This window comes from Micromonospora sp. DT44 (assembly GCF_049841635.1).
Lineage (GTDB): Bacteria > Actinomycetota > Actinomycetes > Mycobacteriales > Micromonosporaceae > Micromonospora.
This window is the reverse complement of record NZ_JBNCKS010000011.1, coordinates 1-22,747: the sequence shown is the minus strand read 5'-3', so window position 1 is coordinate 22,747 and position 22,747 is coordinate 1. Positions and strand designations below refer to the sequence as shown.

25 protein-coding genes and 1 pseudogene are annotated in these 22,747 nt (G+C 69.6%); 14 read left to right on the top strand and 12 right to left on the bottom strand.

The features are described 5' to 3' along the window. The first annotated feature begins 298 nt into the window (after positions 1-298). The 10 genes from ACLQ25_RS08575 to ACLQ25_RS08530 all read left to right on the top strand — a co-directional run bounded on the left by ACLQ25_RS08575 (position 299) and on the right by ACLQ25_RS08530 (position 11,109). Complete coding sequence (locus ACLQ25_RS08575) at positions 299-2,494, top strand: hypothetical protein (protein ID WP_425730359.1); 2,196 nt, start codon at positions 299-301, stop codon at positions 2,492-2,494. A gap of 468 nt (positions 2,495-2,962) precedes the next feature. Beyond that, the gene (locus ACLQ25_RS08570; protein ID WP_425730358.1) at positions 2,963-3,427 is read left to right on the top strand and encodes a GNAT family N-acetyltransferase; all 465 of its coding nucleotides are present in this window, start codon (positions 2,963-2,965) and stop codon (positions 3,425-3,427) included. Between the two features lie 480 nt (positions 3,428-3,907). Then, entirely contained in the window at positions 3,908-4,720 is an 813-nt protein-coding gene (locus ACLQ25_RS08565) for an ABC transporter substrate-binding protein (RefSeq protein ID WP_425730357.1), read from the top strand. Further along, positions 4,717-5,112: an ABC transporter permease gene (locus ACLQ25_RS08560; protein WP_425730356.1), complete on the top strand. Its 396-nt coding sequence runs from the start codon at positions 4,717-4,719 to the stop codon at positions 5,110-5,112. The genes ACLQ25_RS08565 and ACLQ25_RS08560 overlap by 4 nt, the downstream gene beginning before the upstream one ends. Before the next feature lie 38 nt (positions 5,113-5,150). Then, on the top strand, positions 5,151-5,552 hold the full coding sequence (locus ACLQ25_RS08555) for an ABC transporter permease (protein WP_425730355.1): 402 nt from the start codon (positions 5,151-5,153) through the stop codon (positions 5,550-5,552). Further along, on the top strand, positions 5,528-6,265 hold the full coding sequence (locus ACLQ25_RS08550; RefSeq protein WP_425730354.1) for an ABC transporter ATP-binding protein: 738 nt from the start codon (positions 5,528-5,530) through the stop codon (positions 6,263-6,265). Before ACLQ25_RS08555 ends, ACLQ25_RS08550 begins: the two co-directional genes overlap by 25 nt. 2 nt (positions 6,266-6,267) lie before the next feature. After that, positions 6,268-7,599 carry an LLM class flavin-dependent oxidoreductase gene (locus ACLQ25_RS08545; RefSeq protein ID WP_425730353.1) on the top strand — a complete coding sequence of 444 codons (1,332 nt, stop codon included), beginning with the start codon at positions 6,268-6,270 and terminating at the stop codon, positions 7,597-7,599. Positions 7,600-7,619: 20 nt separating this feature from the next. After that, the gene (locus tag ACLQ25_RS08540; protein WP_425730352.1) at positions 7,620-8,684 is read left to right on the top strand and encodes an aldo/keto reductase; all 1,065 of its coding nucleotides are present in this window, start codon (positions 7,620-7,622) and stop codon (positions 8,682-8,684) included. A 61-nt stretch (positions 8,685-8,745) separates the two neighbouring features. Then, positions 8,746-9,981: a vanadium-dependent haloperoxidase gene (locus ACLQ25_RS08535; protein WP_425730351.1), complete on the top strand. Its 1,236-nt coding sequence runs from the start codon at positions 8,746-8,748 to the stop codon at positions 9,979-9,981. Between the two features lie 78 nt (positions 9,982-10,059). Continuing rightward, positions 10,060-11,109 (top strand): LLM class flavin-dependent oxidoreductase, encoded by a 1,050-nt coding sequence (locus ACLQ25_RS08530; protein WP_425730454.1) that lies wholly within the window; start codon positions 10,060-10,062, stop codon positions 11,107-11,109. Positions 11,110-11,133: 24 nt separating this feature from the next. On the opposite strand, the gene ptsP is transcribed toward ACLQ25_RS08530, so the two are convergent. From ptsP to ACLQ25_RS08470, 12 genes and pseudogenes are all read right to left on the bottom strand, one after another. Next, on the bottom strand, positions 11,134-12,810 hold the full coding sequence (gene ptsP / locus ACLQ25_RS08525) for a phosphoenolpyruvate--protein phosphotransferase (protein WP_425730350.1): 1,677 nt from the start codon (positions 12,808-12,810) through the stop codon (positions 11,134-11,136). After that, positions 12,803-13,078 (bottom strand): HPr family phosphocarrier protein, encoded by a 276-nt coding sequence (locus tag ACLQ25_RS08520; RefSeq protein ID WP_354992317.1) that lies wholly within the window; start codon positions 13,076-13,078, stop codon positions 12,803-12,805. The genes ptsP and ACLQ25_RS08520 overlap by 8 nt, the downstream gene beginning before the upstream one ends. A 9-nt stretch (positions 13,079-13,087) precedes the next feature. Further along, positions 13,088-14,128, bottom strand: a complete 1,041-nt coding sequence (locus tag ACLQ25_RS08515) for a zinc-dependent dehydrogenase (protein ID WP_425730349.1) — start codon at positions 14,126-14,128, stop codon at positions 13,088-13,090. Then, positions 14,125-14,550: a PTS sugar transporter subunit IIA gene (locus tag ACLQ25_RS08510; RefSeq protein WP_247683094.1), complete on the bottom strand. Its 426-nt coding sequence runs from the start codon at positions 14,548-14,550 to the stop codon at positions 14,125-14,127. Before ACLQ25_RS08510 ends, ACLQ25_RS08515 begins: the two co-directional genes overlap by 4 nt. Before the next feature lies 1 nt (position 14,551). Continuing rightward, complete coding sequence (locus ACLQ25_RS08505) at positions 14,552-14,860, bottom strand: PTS lactose transporter subunit IIB (protein WP_124778212.1); 309 nt, start codon at positions 14,858-14,860, stop codon at positions 14,552-14,554. 4 nt (positions 14,861-14,864) lie between these two features. Further along, a complete protein-coding gene (mtlA, locus tag ACLQ25_RS08500) occupies positions 14,865-16,046 on the bottom strand; it encodes a mannitol-specific PTS transporter subunit IIC (protein WP_425730348.1) in 1,182 nt (393 codons plus the stop codon). Between the two features lie 56 nt (positions 16,047-16,102). Continuing rightward, on the bottom strand, positions 16,103-17,011 hold the full coding sequence (pfkB, locus tag ACLQ25_RS08495) for a 1-phosphofructokinase (protein WP_425730347.1): 909 nt from the start codon (positions 17,009-17,011) through the stop codon (positions 16,103-16,105). 13 nt (positions 17,012-17,024) lie between these two features. Next, entirely contained in the window at positions 17,025-17,786 is a 762-nt protein-coding gene (locus ACLQ25_RS08490) for a DeoR/GlpR family DNA-binding transcription regulator (protein ID WP_425730346.1), read from the bottom strand. 278 nt (positions 17,787-18,064) lie between these two features. After that, positions 18,065-18,562 carry a DUF3237 family protein gene (locus ACLQ25_RS08485; protein WP_425730345.1) on the bottom strand — a complete coding sequence of 166 codons (498 nt, stop codon included), beginning with the start codon at positions 18,560-18,562 and terminating at the stop codon, positions 18,065-18,067. Then, a complete protein-coding gene (locus tag ACLQ25_RS08480) occupies positions 18,559-19,026 on the bottom strand; it encodes a MarR family winged helix-turn-helix transcriptional regulator (RefSeq protein WP_425730344.1) in 468 nt (155 codons plus the stop codon). The genes ACLQ25_RS08485 and ACLQ25_RS08480 overlap by 4 nt, the downstream gene beginning before the upstream one ends. Then, positions 19,023-19,493: an FAD-dependent monooxygenase gene (locus ACLQ25_RS08475; RefSeq protein WP_425730343.1), complete on the bottom strand. Its 471-nt coding sequence runs from the start codon at positions 19,491-19,493 to the stop codon at positions 19,023-19,025. The genes ACLQ25_RS08480 and ACLQ25_RS08475 overlap by 4 nt, the downstream gene beginning before the upstream one ends. Positions 19,494-19,780: 287 nt before the next feature. Then, positions 19,781-20,245 (bottom strand): annotated as a pseudogene (locus tag ACLQ25_RS08470) (FAD-dependent monooxygenase); the annotation flags it as partial. A 223-nt stretch (positions 20,246-20,468) separates the two neighbouring features. On the opposite strand from ACLQ25_RS08470, the gene ACLQ25_RS08465 reads away from it, so the two are divergent. The 4 genes from ACLQ25_RS08465 (at position 20,469) to ACLQ25_RS08450 (ending at position 22,687) form a co-directional block, all read left to right on the top strand. Then, entirely contained in the window at positions 20,469-21,014 is a 546-nt protein-coding gene (locus ACLQ25_RS08465; protein ID WP_425730342.1) for an ABC transporter substrate-binding protein, read from the top strand. A gap of 72 nt (positions 21,015-21,086) precedes the next feature. After that, on the top strand, positions 21,087-21,899 hold the full coding sequence (locus tag ACLQ25_RS08460) for an ABC transporter ATP-binding protein (RefSeq protein WP_425730341.1): 813 nt from the start codon (positions 21,087-21,089) through the stop codon (positions 21,897-21,899). A gap of 151 nt (positions 21,900-22,050) precedes the next feature. Next, positions 22,051-22,347 (top strand): DUF7668 domain-containing protein, encoded by a 297-nt coding sequence (locus ACLQ25_RS08455; RefSeq protein WP_425730340.1) that lies wholly within the window; start codon positions 22,051-22,053, stop codon positions 22,345-22,347. A gap of 88 nt (positions 22,348-22,435) precedes the next feature. After that, positions 22,436-22,687 carry a hypothetical protein gene (locus ACLQ25_RS08450; RefSeq protein ID WP_425730339.1) on the top strand — a complete coding sequence of 84 codons (252 nt, stop codon included), beginning with the start codon at positions 22,436-22,438 and terminating at the stop codon, positions 22,685-22,687. Positions 22,688-22,747: the final 60 nt, after the last annotated feature.

Sequence of the window (22,747 nt, the reverse complement as noted above, 5' to 3'; positions counted from 1 at the left end):
TCCCGGCCCCCTTCTACGCAGCCGCGTCCGGGAGGTTCAACCGCACAGCGGATTCGGCCAGCGCGGTCCATCGTGGACCGATGTTGGGGTGGTTCGAGCCCCACCTGGGTCACCGGGGTTGAGCGGACGCTGCGCGCTCGGCGCACCAGGCAACGGCAGGCATCGATATCTTTCTGCCCCGCGACGCGATGAACCTTCATGGTGGACGCGCCGTAGGGGCTAAACAGCGACCATCCAAACGGGAGGACCACAAATGCCCCGACATTTCCCGCTCCGACCCCGCAACGCCCATGATCCGATGGCCTACGACGAGGTCATCGAGAACCCCGGCGTCGCCGATGCCCGCCTTGCGATGGCCTGGGTACACGCGTCAGGCCGAATGGCGCCCACAGTCACCAAAACCAGTCGGCTGACCCAGGAGATGTTGAACGACTTTGCCCATTCGCACGGTCTCCCCTCCGGCTACTACACACTTGAGCGGATCGGATCGAAGGATTTCCTGCAGGACCACCCTGAGCTTGCCTCCGACGGCGCCGTCCCGAGATCCGCGGCAGCTCGGCGAATTCAGCCACCCGCCGGCTGGATGCGGGCCTTCGCGCCGGCAGCCTACCAGGAGGTCGTCGATCTCCCTGGCCTCGCCGATCCTCCTCTTGTAATGGCATGGACACGCGCAACGGGGCGCCTGCGCAAGGCGGAGATATCCAAGCTGAGTCAAAAAGTGCTGGACGACTTCGCCGCAGCACACGGGCTACCTTCGGGCTCGTACACCCTTATTCACGACGGCAACCGCTCGACCATCAAATCTTACCATCTACAATCGAATCCGGATCGCTTCCCGAACGGCGCGGACCTAAATCTTGCGGCACCTAATAGAATCAGCCCACCCGACGGTTGGGGGCGAACCTATCCGAGCCTGGCTTACGACGAAGTCATCGATGACCCAGAAATCGCCGATGCAAAACTCGTACTAAAATGGGCGCGCGAAACCGGCCGACTCCGCCCTACTAAAACAATCGAAAGGGTAAGCCAGGAAATGGTCGTAGAATTCGCAGCCGACCACGGGCTCCCCCCTGGCTCGTACACCCTCACGTACGACGGTCGGGGCAGCGTCAACGCAGCGCAATCCTACCGACTACGCTCACACCGCGAGCTTTTCCCCGACGGCGCCGATCGGCATTGGGCCGCAGAAGAGAGGGCTCGGCTGTCCCGCGCGGAGGGGCATCCTCTAAGGCGGACCGCCTACCAGGAGGTCTTATACAACCCCGGCATCGTCGATGGCCGACTCGCCCTCGCCTGGGCAAGAAAAAACGGCCGACTCGTTGGACCAAAACTCGGACTGGCGGCGCTTGGACATGGTGTGTTGAACGACCTTGCCGATGCCCACGGATTGCCCAATGGGTACTACACTCGGGTCAGAGTGGGCCATTATTATTTCGTGGAGTCACACCCGGAACTTGCCCCCCACGGCGCGGACATGAATCGAGCGGCGGCGGAGAAGATTCCACTACCCGTCGGCTGGGCAAAGATCGCCACGCAGGCAGCGTATCAGGAGGTCATCGACAATCCGGCAATCGCCGACGTCCGACTCGTCATGGCCTGGGCTCACGAAACCGGCCGACACGCCGCCGCCAACGTCTCGAAGGTGAGCTTGAGTGTGGTCAACGAGTTTGCCCAGGCCCACGGACTTCTCACAGCTTCGTACACTCTGACCAGAGAGGACGGGACCTACGTCCTGCAGTCACACCCCGATCGTTTTCCCTACGGCGCCGACCGGGACCTGGCGGTGCCAGGCAGGATCAATCTGCCCTCGAACTGGCGACCGAACGCGCCCTACGAGGCCCAGCAGCACGAACAGGTCATCGCGCCGATTGACAACCTGTTGCCCACCCCCGGAGGATCCGCCCTGCCCTATCCAGGGCCCTCGGGGCTGTACGCCGATAACCCTGCGCCACAGGAATACCATGTACAGAATACGTACGATTTTGCCTCCTCGGCCGACCTCTACGACGCCAGTCCACGTCAAACAGGATCGGACATTGGGTTTCAGAGCACGAATCCCTATTCGGTCGGGGCTCAGTTATCGTACACATTCCAGCAATCCTATCCCTCGTACGACGCCAGCAGTCACACATCTCAACAAGGCACGAGTGCGTCCTACGGCTTCAACCAGCTCGCCACCGACGCCTCCCAGTACGCCAGATACTCCGATAGCGGAGGCGCCGCCTTTTCTTCCGTCGCCGGCCCGAGCCGGTCCAATTACACCGACTACACCGGATCCGCCGTCACGCCGGACATCCAATACGGCAACAGCAGCGTCAGCCAGCAAGCCATCAGCTACAAGGCCCAACAGATGGGCGCCATGAACATCACCACTGACATGGCAGGCATCCAATCATCGGTGGCACCGACGAACCAACAGGCCGACTACAACGTCGACGAAGTCAGGTCACCAACTCCTGAACGGAGACACAAGAGACACCGCCAACGCCGATAGCCACCGCCCGCAGGAGGTCCCCAGCGCGCCTAACCCTGCGCTGCCGGCCGAGTCGATGTGCTGGTGGGCCGTATACCTCGGAGGCGTGGATATGACTCTGAGGTATGCCGCTGACAACCGAGTCCGCCCCCACTGAGGTGACCGGGCGAGGGGGTCTTCTGCCAGTCCTGACCGTAGTGCCACCAGCCCGACAACGGACTTCTGTCGCCGGCCCCGGTGAACCACCCCTGGTAGCCGACGGTGATCTTTCCGACCACGTCGCCGGGCGGGCTGACCGCGGCAGCGGCGGGACCGGCCGTCAGGGCGTCGAGCGAGACGCCGGCGACGGTGGCCGCGGTGCCGGCCATCGCGGAGCCGAGCAGGGTACGGCGGGACAGCCTCATGACAGTGGCCACGTTCCTCAGAGGACGTTTTGCCCGGATCGTGAAGCTGAGGGCGATCCGGACGAGATGAGGTTAGTGAGCCGTTTTGCCGAGCATCAAGCGGAGCGGAAGAACTTCAAAGAACCTTAAGAGTACGAGGATTCCGGCCACGATCGACCTGGACCTCGTCAATCACTTCCACCTGCGGGACTGCTCCGCCGCAAGCCGGGCGGCCCGCTACCACGCGGGCCGGAGCCGGATCCGGGCGAGTGAGTGGCGGCACCTGACCCGACCCGACAACGGCTACACCGTCCTGATCTCGACGTGTGGGCAAGACCGCCTGGTGGGCCTCGCCCATCTCTTCTGGCAGGAGTGCGCGCCGCCGGAGGTCGCGATATTGATCGCCGACGACCGGCAGGACATCGGCGTCGGTACGGCGGTCGCCCGGTGGCTGGCCGGACTGGCCGCCGCGCACGGGCACCTCGTCCAGCAGGCCTACATCGCGCCGGACAACGTACGCGCCCTGCGGCTGGCCAGGCACTTCGGCGCGATCGTCGATCGCACCGGCTGAACGACGGCAGTCGACTGCGCGAGGGAATGTGCTGGTGAGCGGCATACCTCAGAGGTATGAATATGACTCTGAGGCATGCCGCTCACGACCATATCCGTCCCACGAGGATGACCGAGGGTCACCGCCGGCCGCCAACCGCGGCCACCAAACTGCGCCCCGAGCGCGTCAAAGTATCGCGCCCTGTCCCACCTGCGAGTAGATCGATGCCGGTACACGGGGATGGCGTACGCCAACGGATCACCACCGCCCGTCCCAGCGCCTGAAATCCTACTTGACACATAGGAAATGTGGGTTAACGTCGTATCCGTGACCAGCCAACACACCCTGCTTCAGGGCACCGCCATCGCGGTGTCGCGGGGATGCTGCCGTGGCTGGACCGCCGCCTGCGGCTGCTGCCGCTGAGCCCGCGATCCTCTCTGTTTCCACTCGCGCCGCCGGCTCGACGATGACCTGCAGCCGATTCCTCGTACCGATCGACGGTTGCTCGCCGCCCTGGGTCCGTTCCGCGCGAAGGCGCTGGACATCGGCTCGGTGGCGGACATCCCGCCGTTCCACTCGCACTGGACGGGTATCCCCACGAAGATCGTGGCCTCGAAGTTCCGCCAGGACCCGCTCAACCACGCCATCTACCGGCTCGGCATCGCACCGGGCGTCACGGTCGCCACCCTCAGCGACCTCGCGGGGAAGAAGATCGCGTACAGCCCGGGCCAGGCGCAGGGAGCACTGGTGCTGCGGGTACTGCACAAGGCCGGCCTTACCAAGAAGGACGTCAAGCTGGTCGAGCTGCCGAGCACGGGCGACGTCTACAACACCGCGCTCGCCAGCCGCCAGGTCGAGGTCGCGCCGATCGGCGGTGTGCAGATCAAGCGGTACGAGACCAAGTACACCCGGGACGGCGGCACGACGATCGCGCACGGCCTGCGCGACGACCCCGGTCACCTGTACGCGCCCGTCACCGTGCTCGGTGATCCGGCGAAGGCCGCGGCGATCCGCGAGCCCGTGCAGGCGTGGGCGCGGGCATGGCGGTGGCGCGAGGCCAATCCGGACGAGTGGATCGAGCGTTACTACGTCAAGGACCAGGGCCTGACCGCCGACGACGGCAGGTGGCTGGTCGCGAACAGCGGCGTGGCCGACATCCCGGCGAACTGGACCGAGGCCATCGCCCGGCACCAGGAGACCATCGACCTGCTGGCGAAGGAGACCGGCAACAAGCGCCTCACGGCTGAGGACCTGTACGACCGACGGTACGAATCGCTGGGCGCGCAGGCACTGACTGCCGGAGGTGCCCAGTGACCGCCTCGACCCTGGCCCGACCCCGGTCGGACGCCGCCGCTCCCGCCGGCCGGCCGCGACGCCGACTCACGCCGCGCCGCCCCATCCCGTTCGGGGCGGCGATCGGCCCGACCCTGCTGCTGGCGGTGTGGGCGGCCGGCTCGGCAACCGGCTGGATCGACCCCCGCACCCTGTCGGCGCCCTGGACCGTGGTGACCACGGCAGGTGACCTCATCGCCGACGGCCGGTTGCAGGCCAACCTGGCCATCTCCGCTCAACGGGCCGGCCTGGGCCTCGCCATCGGCACGGCCGTCGGCACGGTGCTGGCCGTGCTCGCTGGTCTGAGCCGGTGGGGCGAGGCCATCCTCGACGGCCCGGTCCAGATCAAGCGGGCCATCCGGCCCTCGCGCTGATCCCGCTGCTCGTCCTCTGGTTCGGCATCGGCGAGCAGATGAAGGTCATCACCATCACGCTGGGCGTGTTCGTTCCCGTCTACATACATACCCACAACGGGCTGCGCACCATCGACAGCCGGTACGTCGAACTGGGCGAGTCGCTACGGCTGCGGCGTACCGCCTTCATCCGCCGGATCGTGCTGCCCGGCGCCCTGCCCGGCTTCCTACTCGGCATGCGGTTCGCGGTCGTCGGGGCGTGGCTGTCCCTGGTGGTCGTCGAGCAGATCAACTCCACCAGCGGCATCGGCTACATGATGGAGCTCGCCCGTGAGTACGGCCAGACCGACGTGATCATCGTTGGACTCGTGCTGTACGGACTGCTCGGGCTGCTGTCCGACGGCACCGTCCGGCTCGCGCAGAGGAGGGCGCTGTCGTGGCGACGCACGCTGGCGGACTGACCGCGTCCTGCGCCGTGCGCGTGCACGGCCTGGCGCGAGGATTCGGGGACCGGGTGATCCTCGACGGATTCGACCTGGAGATCACCAGTGGCGAGTTCGTCGCGCTGCTGGGGCGCAGCGGCTCGGGCAAGAGCACCATGCTGCGTGCGCTCGCCGGTCTGGACGGCGACGCCACCGGCTCAGGCCTGATCGACGTACCGGAAAAGTCATCTGTCGTCTTCCAGGATGCCCGGCTTCTGCCGTGGCAGCGCGTGCTGGACAACGTCATCCTCGGCCTGCGCGGGCCGGACGCCACCGAACGCGGCCGTGCCGCGCTCGCCGAGGCCGGTCTCGCCGGCAGGGAACGGGCCTGGCCCAATGAGCTGTCCGGCGGCGAGCAGCAACGGGTGACGCTGGCCCGGGCGCTGGTGTCCGAACCGGACCTCCTGCTCGCCGACGAGCCGTTCGGCGCGCTGGACGCGCTGACCCGGCTACGCATGCACGCCCTGCTGCGCGTGCTGCATGCCCGGCACCGACCCACGGTGCTGCTCGTGACCCACGACGTCGACGAAGCCATCATTCTCGCGGACCGCGTGCTGCTGCTGGACAGCGGGCGGATCGCCGTCGACCTCGCCATCGACCTGCCCGCCCCGAGGTCGTACCGACAGCCGCAGTTCCTCGCGTACCGCGAAACCCTGCTGCGGGCGCTCGGCGTCGACCAGACAGAAGGATGACCATGCTGCACCTCAACGCGTTCCTGATGGGCGTCGGCCACCACGAGGCCGCCTGGCGCCTGCCCGACAGCGACCCGTTCGCGCAGACCGACGTCGAACACTTCACGCGCCTGGCCCGCATCGCCGAGCGCGGCAAGCTCGACTCCCTGTTCCTCGCCGACAGCCCGGTGCTGTGGAACAGCATCGGTCGACGGCCGGGCGGCACGTTGGAACCGACCGTACTGCTCACCGCCCTGGCCGGAGCGACGAGCCACATCGGGCTCATCGGGACGGCGTCGACGACGTACAACGAGCCGTTCAACCTGGCCCGCCGCTTCGCCTCGCTGGACCACGCCAGTGGCGGCCGGGCCGGCTGGAACATCGTCACCACCGCTGGCGAGAAGGCCGCCCGGAACTTCAACCTGGACGACCTGCCGGCGCACCGGGACCGGTACGAGCGGGCAGCCGAGTTCATCGAGGTGTCCCAGAAACTCTGGGACAGCTGGGACGACGCCGCGCCGCTCGGCGACAAGGAAGCCGGGCGGTGGGGCGACGACGAGCTGCTCTATCCGCCGGAGCACTCCGGGCGGTACTTCAAGGTGGCCGGCCCACTCAACGTCCCGCGCTCACCCCAGGGCTATCCGCTGCTGGTGCAGGCCGGGTCGTCCGAGGACGGCAAGGACCTGGCCGCCCGCCACGCGGAGGCCGTCTTCACCGCGCAGCAGACGCTCGGCGAGGCGCAGGCGTTCAACCGCGACCTCAAACAGCGTGCCGCGCAGGTCGGCCGCGACCCGGACACCATCAAGATCCTGCCGGGCATCGTGCCAGCGATCGGGGCCACCGAGGCCGAGGCCCGCGCGCTGGAGGAGGAGTTGGACCGGTTGATCAAACCGGAGTACGCCCGGCAACAGCTCGCCACCACGTTGCGGGTCGCGCCGGAGGACCTCGACCTGGACCGGGAACTCCCCGCCGACCTGCCGAGCGAGGACGAGATCGAGGGCGCCAAGAGCAGGTACACGCTGATCGTCACCCTGGCCCGGCGTGAACGCCTGACCGTCTGCCAACTCATCGGCCGGCCCGGCGGCGGGCGCGGGCACCGCACCTTCGCCGGCACGCCTGAGCACGTCGCCGATGCCATCGAGCAGTGGTACCGCGGCGGCGCGGCCGACGGCTTCAACATCATGCCTCCCGTGCTGCCGTCCGGGTTGGAGACGTTCGTCGACCACGTCGTGCCGATCCTGCAACGCCGCAAGCTGTTCCGCACCGAATACACCGGGACCACCCTGCGCGAGCACTACGGGCTGACCCGACCGACGAACCAGTTCACGCGGCAGCTCACCACCGCGTCCCGCTGACCCACCACCAAGGAGAAGTCATGGTCGACCAACGGCCCTTCGGACGCACCGGCGTCCGCATCAGCTCCCTGACCCTGGGCGCGATGAACTTCGGACAACGGGGCAACCCGGACCACGAGGACGGCATCCGGATCATCCACCGGGCCCTCGACGAGGGCATCAACGCCATCGACACCGCAGACATCTACTCCAACGGCGAGTCCGAGGAGATCGTCGGAAAGGCCCTCGCGGGCGGGCGGCGCGACGACGTCTTCCTGGCCACCAAGTTCCACGGCCAGGTCGGTGACAACCCGCAACACCGCGGCAACTCACGCCGCTGGATCGTCCGATCGGTGGAGAACAGCCTGCGCCGGCTGGGCACCGACTGGATCGACCTCTACCAGGCACACCGGCCGGAGCCCGAGACCGACTTCGACGAAACCCTCGGCGCGCTCACCGACCTGGTACGCCAGGGCAAGATCCGCTACATCGGCACGTCCACGTTCAAGCCGTCCGCGATCGTCGAGGGGCAGTGGATCGCGCAACGGCGCGGCAGGGAGCGGGTGGTCAGCGAGCAGCCGCCGTACTCGATTCTGGCCCGCGGCATCGAGCGCGAGGTGCTACCGGTGGCCCAGCGGTACGGGCTGGCGGTCATTCCATGGAGCCCGCTGGCGGGCGGGTGGCTTTCCGGCCGCTACCACTCCGGCCTGACAGCGCCGATCTCCGGACGCGCCGAACGGCTCCCGGCCCGGTTCGACCCGACCCTGCCCGCCAACGCCGCCAAGCTGACCGCCGTCGACGAACTGGCCACACTCGCCGACGAGGCCGGGCTCTCCCTCATACACCTCGCGATCGCCTTCGTCCTCGAACACCCCGCGGTCACGCCGGCGATCATCGGACCGCGCACCCTGGCGCACCTGGAGTCACAGCTCGGCGCCGCCAAGGTGACCCTGTCCGAGGACGTACTCGCCCGCATCGACGCCATCGTCCCGCCCGGCACCACCCTGAACCCCGCCGACGCCGGCTACCAGCCGCCGTCGCTGACCGATCCGGCCAACCGCCGACGCGGCGGGACGACGCCACATGCCGCCGGACCGGCCCGATGAGCAGCCGAGCACGCCGCCTTCCCTCCCGTTCCACCCTTCCCACGCGAGGAGCCATCGCATCATGATCCTGTCGAGCCGCCGCGGCTGGCGCCGTGGTGTGGCGATGATCGCCGCCGCCGTGCTGGTCGCCGGCCTTCCCGCCGTGCCGGCCGCCGCCGCCACCACGACCGACACCGCTCTGGCGTGGTACGACGCCACCGCTGCCGCCGTCGCGACCGGCACCCGGCCGCAGGTCACCAACAACCGCGCGTGGGCGATCAGCTGGCTCGCTGCCGCCCGCGCCACCCGCACCGCGCCCACCGGAGACCCCCGCCACTACCAGGATGCCGCACTCGCGTCCGCCGTCCACACCGCGCTGAGCAGCCTGATTCCCGAGGACGCTGCCGCGCTCGACACGGCACTGCGGACCACACTGGACCGGATCCCCGACGGACGGGCCAAGGACCGGGGCACGTCCGTCGGCCGTGCCGAAGCACGCTCGCTGCTGGCCCAGCGGACGGGCGACGGGCTCGACCCCGCCTCCGTCAATCCGGCGTATCCGAACCCCGAACCAGGCCCGGGCATCTGGGAGCCCACCCCACCGAGCTTCTCCCCCGCTCAGCAGGCCGGAAACCGCTTTGCCCGGCCGTTCCTGCTCGACCGCCCGGACCGGTACCGGCCCGGTCCACCGCCCGCGCTGGACTCGGAGCGCTACCGGGCGGACCTCGCCGAGGTCCGGGCGTACGGGGCTGTGGACAGCGCGGTACGCACACCGCAGCAGACCGACACGGCGACCTTCTGGCTCGGCGCCTCACTGACCCTCTACACCGGGATCCTGCGCGCCGCGCTCGCGCAGTCCACCGGGCCGGTCGCCGGGCGGGCGAGCCTCGTGGCTATCTTCCACGTCGCGCTCGTCGACACCCAGATCGCGACCTCCGACGCCAAGTACGCCTACCTCCGCTGGCGACCGGTCACCGCCGTCCGGGCCGGCGCAGGAGAGGATCCCGCCTGGGCGCCCCTGCACGCGACGCCGCCGCATCCGGACTACCCGAGCGGGCACAACACCTACTCCGGCGCCGCCGAGCAGGTGCTCACCGCCCTGCTGGGGCCGCAGGCCCGGGAGCCGTACACCATCAGCAGCCCGAGCCTTCCCGGCGCTACCCGGACCTACCGGGACTGGCGGCGACCCACCAAAGAGAACGTCGACGCCCGGGTGTGGTCGGGCATCCACACCCGTAGCGCGGACGAGGCCGGCGTCCGGCTCGGCCGCGACGTCGCCGCGCACGCGGTCCGCAACGCACGACAGCTGTTCCGCTGACCGAACCCATCGGGGCGGGACGGCTGTCGCCGTTCCGCCCCCGAAGCGGGGAGACCCTCTGATGAGCCTCGAGTTCCTCTGGTACATCCCGAACCAGGTCCAGCCCGGCCACCGCGGCGACGACGTGACCGACAACCACAACAGCCTGGAAACCCTCACCCACCACGCCACGCCAGGGCTCTGGAGGAGCACGGGTGGGGCGGCGCGCTCATCGGGACCGGCTGGGGCCGGCCCGACACCTTCACCGTGGCCACCGCCCTCGCCGCCCGGACGACCACGTTCCAGCCGCTGATCGCGATCCGACCCGGCTACTGGCGGCCCGCCAACTTCGCCTCCGCCGCCGCGACCCTCGACCACCTCAGCCAGGGCCGCACGCTCATCAACATCGTCTCGGGCAAGGACGACCTGGCCGCGTACGGCGACGGCGAGAGCGACCCGGCCCACCGCTACGCCCGTACGCGGGAATTCCTGCAGATCGTGCGCAAGCTGTGGACCCAGGAGAACGTCACCTACCAGGGGGAGCACTTCACCGTCACCGGCTCCACCCTGGCGCTGCGACCGATCGTCCACGGCCAGCGCCAACACCCCCGGCTCTACTTCGGCGGCGCCTCCCCCGCCGCCGAAGAGGTGGCCGCCACCGAAGCCGACGTCCAGCTCTTCTGGGGCGAGCCCCTCGACGGCGTGGCCGAGCGGATCGAGCGACTCAAGCAGCTCAGCGAGAAGCTGGGACGCGAACACGCTCCGCTGGAATTCGGGCTACGGGTCACCTCGCTGGTGCGGGACACCACCGAACAGGCCTGGGCCGACGCCGAAGCCAAGGTTGCCGCCATGGCCAAGGGCGCCGGTGTCGTCCGCGAACACAGGTGGCGGACCGCCGTCGGCCAGCGCCGCCTGCTCGACCTCGCCGCACGCGGAGAGGTCCTCGACGATAACCTCTACACCGCCCCCGGCAGGTTCGGTGGCGGCGGAGCGGGCACCACCTGGCTGGTCGGCTCCCCCGAGGACGTGGCGAGCTCGCTGCGCAAATACGAGCGGCTCGGCGTCACCCACTTCGTGCTCTCCGACACGCCCTACCTGGGCGAGATCAGGCGTCAGGGCGAGCAACTGCTACCGCTGCTGCGCACCTGAACACGCCGTGTCGCCAAGCCCTCATCACGACGGCGATCCGGTGCCGCCGCCCAACGGGAGTCGGCGCGAGGCACCGGATGCCGCCGCCCGGGCTGCCTCCGGGCTGGGGGCGGCGAGGGCGGCCTCGGCGATCTGGCGGCACTCGTCCAGGGTGTGTGCGGCCAGGGACTCGCGCACCGCCGGGATGCTGCGGGGTGCCATGGACAGGCTGGTGATGCCCAGGCCTGCCAATACCAGGGCGAAATCGGGATCCGCGGCCGACTCTCCACACACACCGACTGGCTTGCCCGCCTCGACGCCGGCTGCCGCGCAGGAGGCGAGGAGCGCGATCAGCGCGGGCTGCCACGGGTCGAGCAGGTCGGCGAGGTCGCCGCACATGCGGTCGGCGGCGAACGTGTACTGGCTGAGGTCGTTGGTGCCGATGCTCAAGAAGTCCGCGTGGCACAGCACTTGGCTGGCACGCAGGGCCGCGGCCGGCACCTCGATCATCACGCCGGCGGTTGGCAGGCCGTGCTCGCGGCAGGACTCGGTGAACGCGGCCGCCTCCGCCGCCGTGGCCACCATCGGCGCCATCACCCACACGTGGGCGTCCGCCGCCGCAGCCGCCGCCGCGATCGCGGCCAACTGCGTACTGAGCACCGACGGCGTCTGCCGCGCGATCCGCAGGCCGCGGATGCCCAGCGCGGGGTTGGGTTCCTCGGCGAGACGCAGGAACGGCAGCGGCTTGTCGGCGCCGGCGTCGAGGGTGCGCACGACGATCCTGCGGCCGGGCAGCGCGGCGAAGACGTCGCGGTACGCGGCAACCTGCTCTTCGTGCGACGGCGGGTCGTTGCGGTCGAGGTAGAGCAGCTCGGTGCGGAACAATCCGACGCCTTCCACCTCGCCGGTGAGGTCGCGAGCGGAGCCGATGTTGGCCAGGAGTGCGATGGGATGGCCGTCCGCGGTCCGCCCCGGGCCTTGGGAGCGGGTGCGGCGTTCGATCTCCGCGAGCCGGTCCGCGTTGACAGTGGTCACCGTCTGGGCGGAAACTCCGGCCACCACGACGCCGCTCGCGCCGTCGAGACTTGCCAACTCGCCGTCGGCCAGGTCCAGGATGCCCGCACAGCGAACCACGGCCGGGATACCGAGTGTCCGGGCCAGGATCGCGGTGTGGCTGGTCGGCCCGCCGTCGGCCGTGACCAGACCCAGGACCAGATCCGGTTCGAGGCCGGCAGTGTCGGCGGGCGCCAGGTCGCGGGCGATGAGCAGGTACGGATGGCCAGGGTTCGGCACGCCCGGCATCGGCATTCCCAGACATGCCGCGATGAGGCGGTCCCGCAGGTCGTCGAGGTCGCTGACCCGCTCGGCGAGGTACCCGCCTGCGGCTTCGAAGGCGGCCCGGTGTTCGGCGAGCACGTCGGTGATCGCGTGCGGGGCGTCCGCACCGCCGTCGATGGCGATGTCGGCCGCGTCGACGAGCGTCTCGTCCTGCGCCATCATGACCTGCGCGCGCAGTACGTCGGCGGCGGTCGCGTCCCGGGTCGTGTCGGCGCGGCGGGTCAGCTCGGTGGCGACGGCGAGGACCGCTGCCCGGACTGTTGCCTTCTCCGTGTCGGGATCAACGGTCCCCGCCAACGGCGGCAGGGCCGGCGGCGGGGCCAGCCGGTAGACCGGCCCCGCCGCGCCACCGGGGCTGGCCCCGATTCCCCGAAGTTCACGCATCGACGGCGTCGAGATCGCGTTCGAGGAGGTCGGCCAGGGTGTCGACGGCGGCCTGCGCGTCGTCGCCGTCAGCCTCCAGGGTGACCTCGGTGCCCTTTTTGGCGCCGAGCGACAGCACGGCGAGCATGCTGCGGGCCGGTACGGGTTTCTTGTCGCTGGTGCGGATGGTGACCAGCACCGGCTGCTTCGCCGCCTCCGCGACGAACAGCGCCGCCGGGCGGGCGTGCAGCCCGCTGGCGGAGCCGACGAGGACTGTTCTGGTGGGCAACGGATCCTCCTAAGGTTCGATGGTCACCTTGATCGCTTCGCCGCGCGCCACGATGCCGAAGGCGTCGAGGGCGCGGTCGAGCGGCAGGCGGTGGGTGATGAGGTCGGCAACCGGCACGGATCCGCTGGCGATGAGTCGCAGCGCTTCCTTGTTGTGCTCCGGGCTGGAGCCGTTGGCACCGACGATGGTCAGTTCGCGGTAGTGCACGAGGTTGGAGTCCAGGGAGATGACGGGCTTGTCCTTCGGCAGACCGCCGAAGAAGCTGATCCGGCCCTGCCGCGCGGACATCTGTACCGCCTGCTCCTGGGCGACGCCGGCGGCCGTGGCGGTGATGACGACGTCGGCACCCCGGCCCTCGGTGAGCTTGAGCACCGCGTCGACGACGTCGGTCTCGGCGCCGCAGATCGCCGCGTCCGGCTGGACCAGGTTGGCGGCCAGGTCGAGGCGTTCGCGGTTGAGGTCGACGAGGAACACCCGGGCCGCGCCGCGCGAGCGGGCCAGGCGGACATGCAGGCAGCCGATCGGCCCGGAGCCCACGACGACCACGTCGTCGCCCTTCCCCACATCGGCGAGGTTCTGGCCGTTGAGGACGCAGGCGAGGGGCTCGGCGACGGACGCCTCGGCGAAGCTGAGTCCCTCGGGGATCCGGTTGAGCCCGTCGACGGCGAGGACGTTGTGCGGCACGACCAGGTATTCGGCGAACCCGCCGTCGAAGTGGTATCCCATCGACACCTGGTTGGGGCACACGGTCATCCGGCCGCGCCGGCACTCGGCGCAGTCACCGCACGGGATGGCGGCGATGACCTGGACCCGGTCCCCCGGCCGCCAGCCCGTGACGTCGCCACCGACTTCGGTGATCTCGCCGGCGATCTCGTGGCCCATGACGCGCGGCGGGGCGATGTGGTGGTGGCCGAAGCGGGAGATCTTCACGTCGGTGCCGCAGGTGGAGCATGCGCGGACGCGGATCTTCACGTCGGCGGGGCCCGGTGTGGGCTCGGGCGCGTCCTCGATGCGGACGTCACCGGGTGCGTGGAATCGAACAACCTTCACGAGGGCTTCCCTTCGAGGATAGTGATCACGTCATCGACACTCGTGGACTCTCGTAGCCGCTGCGCCTGCGCCGGGTCCATCAGCACCGAGGCGAGCTGGGCCAGGATGTCCACGTGTCCGTCGCCGGCCGCGGCGATGGCGACGCAGACCCGCACGTCGAAGCCGTCCCAGTCGACGCCGTCTGGGAAGCGCAGCACCGCGAGGGCGTCGCGCTGGACCGACTCCTTGCTGTTCAGCGTGCCGTGCGGGATGGCGACGCCCTCCCCGATGTACGTGGAGACACTCTGCTCGCGGGCGAGCATCGCGTCCACGTACGCCGGGGCGACCGCGCCGACCTCGACGAGTACCGCGCCGCAGCGGCTAATCGCCTCGTCCCGCGATCCGGCCCGCTCGTCGAGCCGGATCGCGTCACGGGCCAGCATCTCAGCCACTCAGCTCACCACCGCGCTGCACCGCGTTCACGACCCTGGTGACGGCCGGGTCGCCGATAAACACCTGGATCGGCACGATCACCTTGTCAGGCGCGCTGACCCGGGCCCGCGCGGCGAGCCCCTGGTGGCAGATGACCACGTCTGCGTCCGCCGGGATCGAGTTGACCGGCGTGTGTTCGACGGTCACGGCGTTCTTCGCCAGTTGCCGCCGAAGTTGGCTGGCCAGCATCACGCTGCTGCCCATGCCGGCGTCGCAGGCGACGACGACCTTCTTGATCTCGGTGCCGTTGATGGTGGACATGTGCTCAGACCTCCTGCTTCGCCGGCTTGTCGAGGGCCTCGTCGGTGTTGACGACCTTCTCCTCGTCGGGGCGGACAACCGTCTCCTCGTCCGGGCGGACCGTCTCCTCCTCCGGGCCGAGTGCGTCCGCGGCGGGCTCGCCACGGCCGAAGCCGAGCAGCGCCGAGGCGACCGCGAAGGTGACGGCGGCGGCGATCACCACGCCGAGGATGACCCCGACGTGGCCACCCTTGGGGGTGACCGCGAGGAAGGCGAAGATGCTGCCCGGCGAGGGGGTGGCGACCAGGCCCGCACCGGTGATCACGAAGGTGCCGACGCCGGCCGCACCTCCGGCGATCATGGCGAGGATCAGCTTCGGCTTCATCAGCACGTACGGGAAGTAGATCTCGTGGATGCCGCCGAGGAACTGCACGATGATCGCAGCCGGGGCGCTGGGGCGCAGCGCGCGGGGACCGAAGACCATGAAGGCGAGCAGCAGACCGAGGCCGGGGCCGGGGTTCGACTCGATCATGAACAGGACCGACTTGCCCTTGTCGGCCGCCTCGGCGATGCCCAGCGGGCCGAACACGCCGTGGTTGATGGCATTGTTGAGGAAGAGCACCTTGGCGGGTTCGACGAGCACCGAGGTCAGCGGCAGCAGGTCCTTGCCGACGAGCCAGTCGACGCCCGAGCCGGCCTGCTTGGTGAGCCATTCGACGACCGGGCCGATGCCGAAGACACCGCCGATGGCCATCGCGGCGCCGATGATGCCGGCGCTGAAGTTGTCAACCAGCATCTCGAAGCCGGGACGGACCTTGTTTTCGATCAGGCCGTCGAAGAGCTTGAGGACATAGGCCGCGAGCGGTCCGATAATCATCCCGCCGAGGATCATCGGCACATCCGCGCCGACGACGAGGCCCATGGTCGCCACCGCGCCCACGACCGCACCGCGCTGGCCGTGGACCAACCGGCCGCCGGTGTAGCCGATGAGCACCGGTAGCAGGATGCTGATCATCGGGCCGACCAGTTCGGCCAGGGTCTTGTTAGGGATCCAGCCGGTCGGGATGAACAGTGCGGTGATCAGGCCCCAGGCGATGAACGCGCCGATGTTGGGCATGACCATCGCGGCCAGGTAGCCACCGAGGCGTTGCACCGCGGCTCGGGCACCTTGGCCCTTGACTTCTGGTGTGTAGGAAGAGGAAGTCACGGGGGTTATCTCCTTCACGAGGGGCGTCCAGATGGCCGCGGGGGAAGATCGTCCGGCTAGGGGTGGATGGTGACGTCGTGGCGAAACAGGTCCGCCGGGCCGGGCATCCGGCTGCCGGGCAGGCTCACCGCGGCGGCGCCCCAGGCCAGGCCCTCGGCCAGGGCGGCGGCACCCTCCGCGCCCGCAGCGAGGAACCCGGCGAGCAGCGCGTCGCCGGCACCGACGGTGCTACGGGGCCGGGCGACCGGACAGGTGCCGGTGCGGACCCCTTCGGCGTTGACCAGGACGGCGCCGTCAGCGCCGAGGCTGGCCACCACGGTGCCGGCTCCCCATGCCCGTAGGCGTTGAGCGGCATCGACCACATCGCCGAGGTCCTTCAGCGGGATGCCGACCACCTCGGCCAGTTCGTCGCGGTTGGGCTTGAGCAGGGTCGCGCCGGCAAGGGCGGCCTCGCGCAGGGCAGGGCCGCTGGTGTCGACGGCGACCCTGACGCCGGCAGCGCGCAGCTTGCGGCACAACTGCGCGTAGGCGTCGGCGGGCAGGCCGGGCGGGACGCTGCCGCACAGCACGAGCCAGTCGGCACCGCTGGCGCGGGCGAGCACACGGTCGGTCACCTCGTCAAACTCGGCGCGGCACATGGCCGGACCAGGCTCGTTGATCTTGGTGACCGTGCCGTCGGGCTCGGCCAGGGTGATGTTGGAACGGGTCCTTCCGGAGATCGACACGGCGAGGACCTCCACACCCTCCGCCTCGAGCAGGCGGATGAGCTGGCTGCCCTCGTCACCGCCGGAGGGCAACACGGCTACCGACGGCACGCCGTTGGCCAGCAGGGCACGGGATACGTTGACGCCCTTGCCGCCGGGGTCAAGGTGGGCCGTAGCAGCCCGGATGACCTCGCCCCGGGTGAGCGAGTCGACCTCCACGGCCCGGTCGAGGCTGGGGTTGAGGGTGACGGTAACGATCATGCCCGGCCCGCTCTCATGCGCGTACCACCCGAACGCCTGCGGATTCCAGGTCACCAACCAGGTCGAGGTCGGCACGGCTGTCGGTGACGAGCAGGTCGACGTCGGCCAGCTCAGCGAACCGGGCCAGATAGTCGTTGCCGAGCTTGGTGTGATCGGCGACCAGCACCGTGCGGCGGGCCGCCCGGACCATCGCCCGCTTCACCGCCGCCTCGGACGGGTCCGGGGTGGTCAGCCCACGCTCGACCGAGATGCCGTTGGTCCCGATGAACGCGACGTCGACGTAGAGGTCCGCCAACGGCGACAGCGCCCAGTCGTCGACGGTCGCCAGGGTCTTCCCCCGGACCCGTCCACCCAACAGCAGGACGTTGAGGTTGGCATAGGTACTGAGGGTCGTGGCGATGACCGGCGAGTTGACCACGACGGTCAGCTCCCGGTCGACCGGCAGCAGCTGGGCCAGTCGGGCGGTGGTGGTGCCGGCGTCGAGAATGATCGCGCCCTCCTCCGGCACCTCGCTCAGGGCGAGCTTGGCGATGCGCTCCTTCTCCTCGATGAGCACCGCGTCACGCGCCGCCAGCGCGGGCTCGAACCCGAGCCGTTCGACCGGAATCGCTCCACCGTGGACGCGGCGCAGCACCCCGGCCCGCTCCAGGATGGTGAGATCGCGACGGATGGTCTCCGACGTCACGTTGAGCCCATCGGCCAGGCCAGCCACCTCGACCCGGCCCACGTCCCGGGCGATGCGAAGGATCTCCTGCTGTCGTTCTTCGGCGTACATCGTGTTGTTTCACCGCCGTTTCGTTTTGCTTGTGCTTTGTTTACGCCCGACTTCAGGGGAAGTCAAGAGGTGCGCCACAGAAAGCCACACCGGCGGATACCCGGCGAGGTACCCAAGCTCCGGTCGCGTGCCTGCTGCCGAGCGGCTGCGTGCGGTGGTGGCGCAGACGCTCGGGGAACCGTCGGCCCCCCGGACCATCCAGTCGAACGACCGGGTGCCAGTGGCTCCCCGCGGCAAGCCCGACAAGCGCGCCCTGTCGCAGCCCTGGGCGGGAACAGCTACGTGACGCGGTAGGCGGTGTAGCGCACCCGGTCGGCCTCGCGGATCGCCGACGCCACGAAGACGGACTGCTCCAGGACGGCCAGCGCGGGCACCGACGTCTCCAGTCGTACGCCCAGGCGGAAGTAGTACGCGGACGGGTCGACGGCGTCGCCGCGCAGCAACGCCTCGAGGACCTCCGCGCGGCCGCTGCGGACGCCGAACGTACGCAGGTAGACGTGACCGCCGTCGACGGTACGCGCCGAGTAGCGCGTGTCGATCTCGATCGCGCCATCGGGGCGAACCACCTGCCAGTCGGCGCCGCCGGGCAGGATGTCGGCCTCGAACAGACCGGTGACCCGGCCGCCGACAACAGGCACCACGCGACGGTGACCGGCACGGGTCATCCCGTGGTCCTCCAGCGCGCCCAGCCGCACCTCCACCTCGAACGCGGCTTCCAGCCCGGGAACCGGCGGGGCGGTCACGGCGTCCCGACCGGCGGCTCGGCGCGTACTCATGAAGTGTCCTTGGCGTTCGCGAGGGCGTCGCGGAGGCGTTCCAGCGCGGGCACCGCGGCGGCGAGGGCCGCGCGGTCCGCCGCCGGCAGCGTGGCCGCGGCGCGGGCGACCAGGTCTCCGCTCGCGAGGTCGAAGCGGTCGAACAGGTCGAGGGCCTTCGGGGTGGCCAGGACGTCGACGTGACGGTGGTTGCCGGGACGGGGACGGCGCTCGACCAGGCCGTTGCCCTCCATCGCGGTGAGCAGGTTGCTGACCGTGGATCGGCTCAGGCGCAGCCGCTCGGCCAGCTCACCGGGGCCGGCCACGGTGCCCCGGGGCAACGCCCGCACGATCTCGATCTGCGCATCCGGGATCTCCGGCAGGTGCTCGGCGGCCCGGGCGGCGGCGAGCAGCGTGCGCCGCAGCGGTGAGATGACCGAGGCCAGGCGTGCCGCGTCCAGTTCGGTCGCTTCCGGGCCGGTCACGGCAGGACACCGGAGAAGACCGTCGGCGTCAGGGAGGCCCGTTCGTTGAGATCGGCGGGCAGGAAGCCGGCCGCCTTCTTGTAGCCGGTGGCGATCTCGGTCAGCTCGTCCGGCGGGATGACGTCGTGGATGTGCGCGAACCCGTCCGGCGCGCGCTCGCGGGCGAGCACCATCACCTGTTCCGGGCCCTGCCACCGGTTGCTCAGAACGAGCGCGGTGGTCGCGGGCCGCCGGTCCGCCTCGTAGGCCTCCAGCGCCGCCGGGACCGTCGGCGCGGTGGCGAGGTGGAAGACGAGGGTACGCGCGTCCAGGATCGCCTGCGACGCCCCGTTGGAACCGTTCGGATACATCGGGTGGGCCGCGTCGCCGAGCAGCGTGGTGTTGCCGTGGGTCCACGTGTCGATCGGATCGCGGTCCACCATGGGGTATTCCAGGATCTCGTCGGCGGCGGCCAACAGTTCCGGCACGTCGAGCCACGGGAACCGCCAGTCCGCGAAGAGCGCGACGACCGGCGCGGGGTCGACGTCCGGTTCCAGTCCGCGTTCGGTCCGGCGAAACCGGGGCCGCGCCGCTCGGCCACGACGTTGATCACGCCGGGACCGATCGGGTACGCGACGAACTTCTGCTCCGCGTCCCCCGCCATGATCATGGTTCGCCCGTCCAGGAATCCGGGCGCCCGGGCCGTCCCCCGCCACAGCGTCAGCCCGTTCCAGAGCGGCTCGCCCTCGTCGGGCCGATGGTGGCGGCGCAGCGCGGAGTGGATGCCGTCCGCGCCGACGATCAGGTCGGCCGCGACGCTCACCTCTCCCGCTGCCATCGCGAAGCGCGCGACGCCGTCGTGGACGCCGACGAGCCGGTGCCCGGTGCGCACCACGTCGGCGTCCAGCCGTTCCCGCACCACAGCGAGCAGTTCCATCTGGAACCGGCCGCGGTGCACGGAAAGCTGCGGCCAGCGATATCCGGCATCCAGCCCGCGCGGCTCGCTCCAGATCTGCTGACCGCGCCGGCTGTAGTAAGCCAGTGTGCCGGGCGCGGCGCCCAGCCTTTCCACGCGTTCTCCGAGGCCCAATTCGGTCAGTTCTCGGACGGCGTGCGGGAGCAGATTGATCCCGACGCCGAGTGGGCGCAGCGCGTCGGCGCGCTCATAGACGGCGATGTCACGGAAGCCGGCCCGGTGCAGGCTGAGCGCGGTGGTGAGGCCACCGATACCAGCGCCCACGATCACGATCGCCAAGTCGTCGCTCCCTCCTCCGCCGCACCACCAACCGCACAGTTGGGTCACAAAATCGTCGCGCGTCACGACGTATTCTCATCGAGGTCGGGCCACTGCGGACGCAATGCGAGTCGCCTTATCGGAATTCTTGACAATCAATCAGCTCTGCATGACGCTAATCGATGCGGTCGGAGGGTTCACGTCTCCTCGCCGGCCCCCACTCCTCCGGATGGTGGTGCCCGCACAGGGCGGCGCCCAGGCCATCCCGGCCATGATCAACGGCGACATCGACTTCGCCATCGGCCAGCCGTTCGGCCCGTTCCGCGCCGATCTGCAGAACCTCGGCGTGGTGATCATCGGCAACTACGCGTCGTCCTACGCCGACGGCGACGACATCAACGCCGTGGTGGCGTCCGCGAAGTCCGGTATCACCCGGCCGGCCCAGCTCGCCGGACGCAAGGTGTCGGTGAACAGCCTGGGTGCCGCCGGCGACGTCACGATCATTGCAGCGGTCGAGAAGGACGGCGGCGATCCCACCAAGGTCAAGTTCGTCGAGGTGGCCTTCCCGGACGCGCCCGCCCAGCTCGCCGCCGGCAACATCGACGCCGCCTGGGTGACCGAGCCGTTCATCACCCAGATGCGTAAGCGCGGTGACGTTCTCTTGGTCGCTCCATACCAGGCCACCGTTCCCGGACTCACCACCCTGACCACGATCACGTCGAGCAACCTGAAGGCTCCGACGCCACTCTGGTGGCGGACTTCTCGGCGGCGATGAAGAAGACGCTCACCTGGGCCAACGACCCGGCCAACCAGGCCGGCCGGTACCACGGAATGAGGGAGGTCACCCGTGCCTGACGCAAGTCCGCTGCTGCGGGTCGAGAACTTGCGGAAGGTCTACGCCTCCGGCCGGGGCGAGGTCGAGGCGATCGCGGATCTCAGTTTCACCATGATGCCCGGCGAACTGCTGTGCGTCGTCGGCCCGTCGGGCTGCGGAAAGACCACGCTCCTGAAATGCCTCGCCGGGCTGCTGCGGCCCACCAGCGGCCACGTCACCATGGAGGGATCTCCGGTGACGGGCCCGAGCCCGGCGATGGCAGTGGTGTTCCAGGAGTACGGCCGCAGCCTCTATCCATGGCTGACGGTCCGGGGCAATGTGGAGTTTCCCCTTCGACACCAGAAGCTCTCCCGCGCCGAACGCGACCGAAGGGTCGCCGACGCCCTCGACGCGGTCGGACTGCCGCAGTCGGCACGCAGCCATCCGTGGCAGCTCTCCGGTGGGATGCAGCAACGGGTGGCCATCGCGCGCGCCATCGCGTACCGGCCCGAAGTGCTGATCATGGACGAGCCGTTCGCGGCGGTGGACGCGCAGACCCGCGCGGACCTGGAGGACCTCGTACGCGACCTGCACCTGAACCGCGGTATCTCCACTGTGTTCGTGACGCACGACATCGACGAGTCCGTGTATCTGGGCCAGCGCGTGCTCGTCCTGTCCCACTCGCCGACCCGGGTGCAGGAAGACCTCGTGATCGACCTCCCGCGGGAACGCGATCAGCTCACCACCCGGGCGCTGCCCCGGTTCACCGAGCTACGGACCCACGTCTACGCGCAGATCCAGCGGGCCAAGCGTGCGCCGGCCTCGGCATCCCACCCGGCACCGTGACGCGCCTCGCCGACCCCGGCAACGCCCGTAGCCGCCGGCACGCGACCGGGCCGCCCGGGGCCAGCGCGGTGGATGTTCGCCCAACGCCTGGCTGGCCAGAGTCTCGCCAGCATCTTGGCGGCCAACGCTTAAGGCCCTCGTCGACTCGCTGGTGCGACGAGACGCCGCCATCGGCGCAGGTCTACCGCCAGTAGACCCAGTTCCTGCCGAAATCTCGCAAGAATGCCTCCAGGCGGTTGCCAACTACGGCGCTGTCACGCTGATCACCCCGCCGGACGAATCCTGGAACACATCAGTTGCATTATGGTTCGGCGATCGCTGGCGCTCCCTGGTCGACCTCTGGACCGAAGAAGGCAGGAGCGACCTGGTCCTCGATGTCGACGTCTTCTGCTCAGCAGCGTCAAGGACGACTTCTTCGAGCTTCCCGGCCGCTCCCCGTAGCGACTGAGCGCGGGACGCAAGCCGTTTGTCCGGCACGGTCACGGGTACCCGCCGGTCCAGCCGACAGGACGACCGGGCGAAAGTAGGGCGTGACCATGGCGGGGGACGAACAGTACGAGCGGGGTCTTGAGGCCCTGCGGCAGGCCGACGGCGGCGCCGGGCAGAAGCTCCTGGAAGCCCTCGCCGACGTATCACCCGAGCTCAGCCGTCGCTCCGTCGCCTGGTCGTACGGGGATCTCTACGTCCGGCCCCAACTCGCGCGCCGGGACCGGGAGCTGCTCACCCTCGGTATCCTGACCGGCCTCGGTGACGCCGACGCTCAGCTAGAGGCAACGCCGTTCAGTTAGGCGGTGGGTGTGGTCGTCAAGGGTCCGGGCTGATGATGTTGATACTGGTGGTGGCCTGGT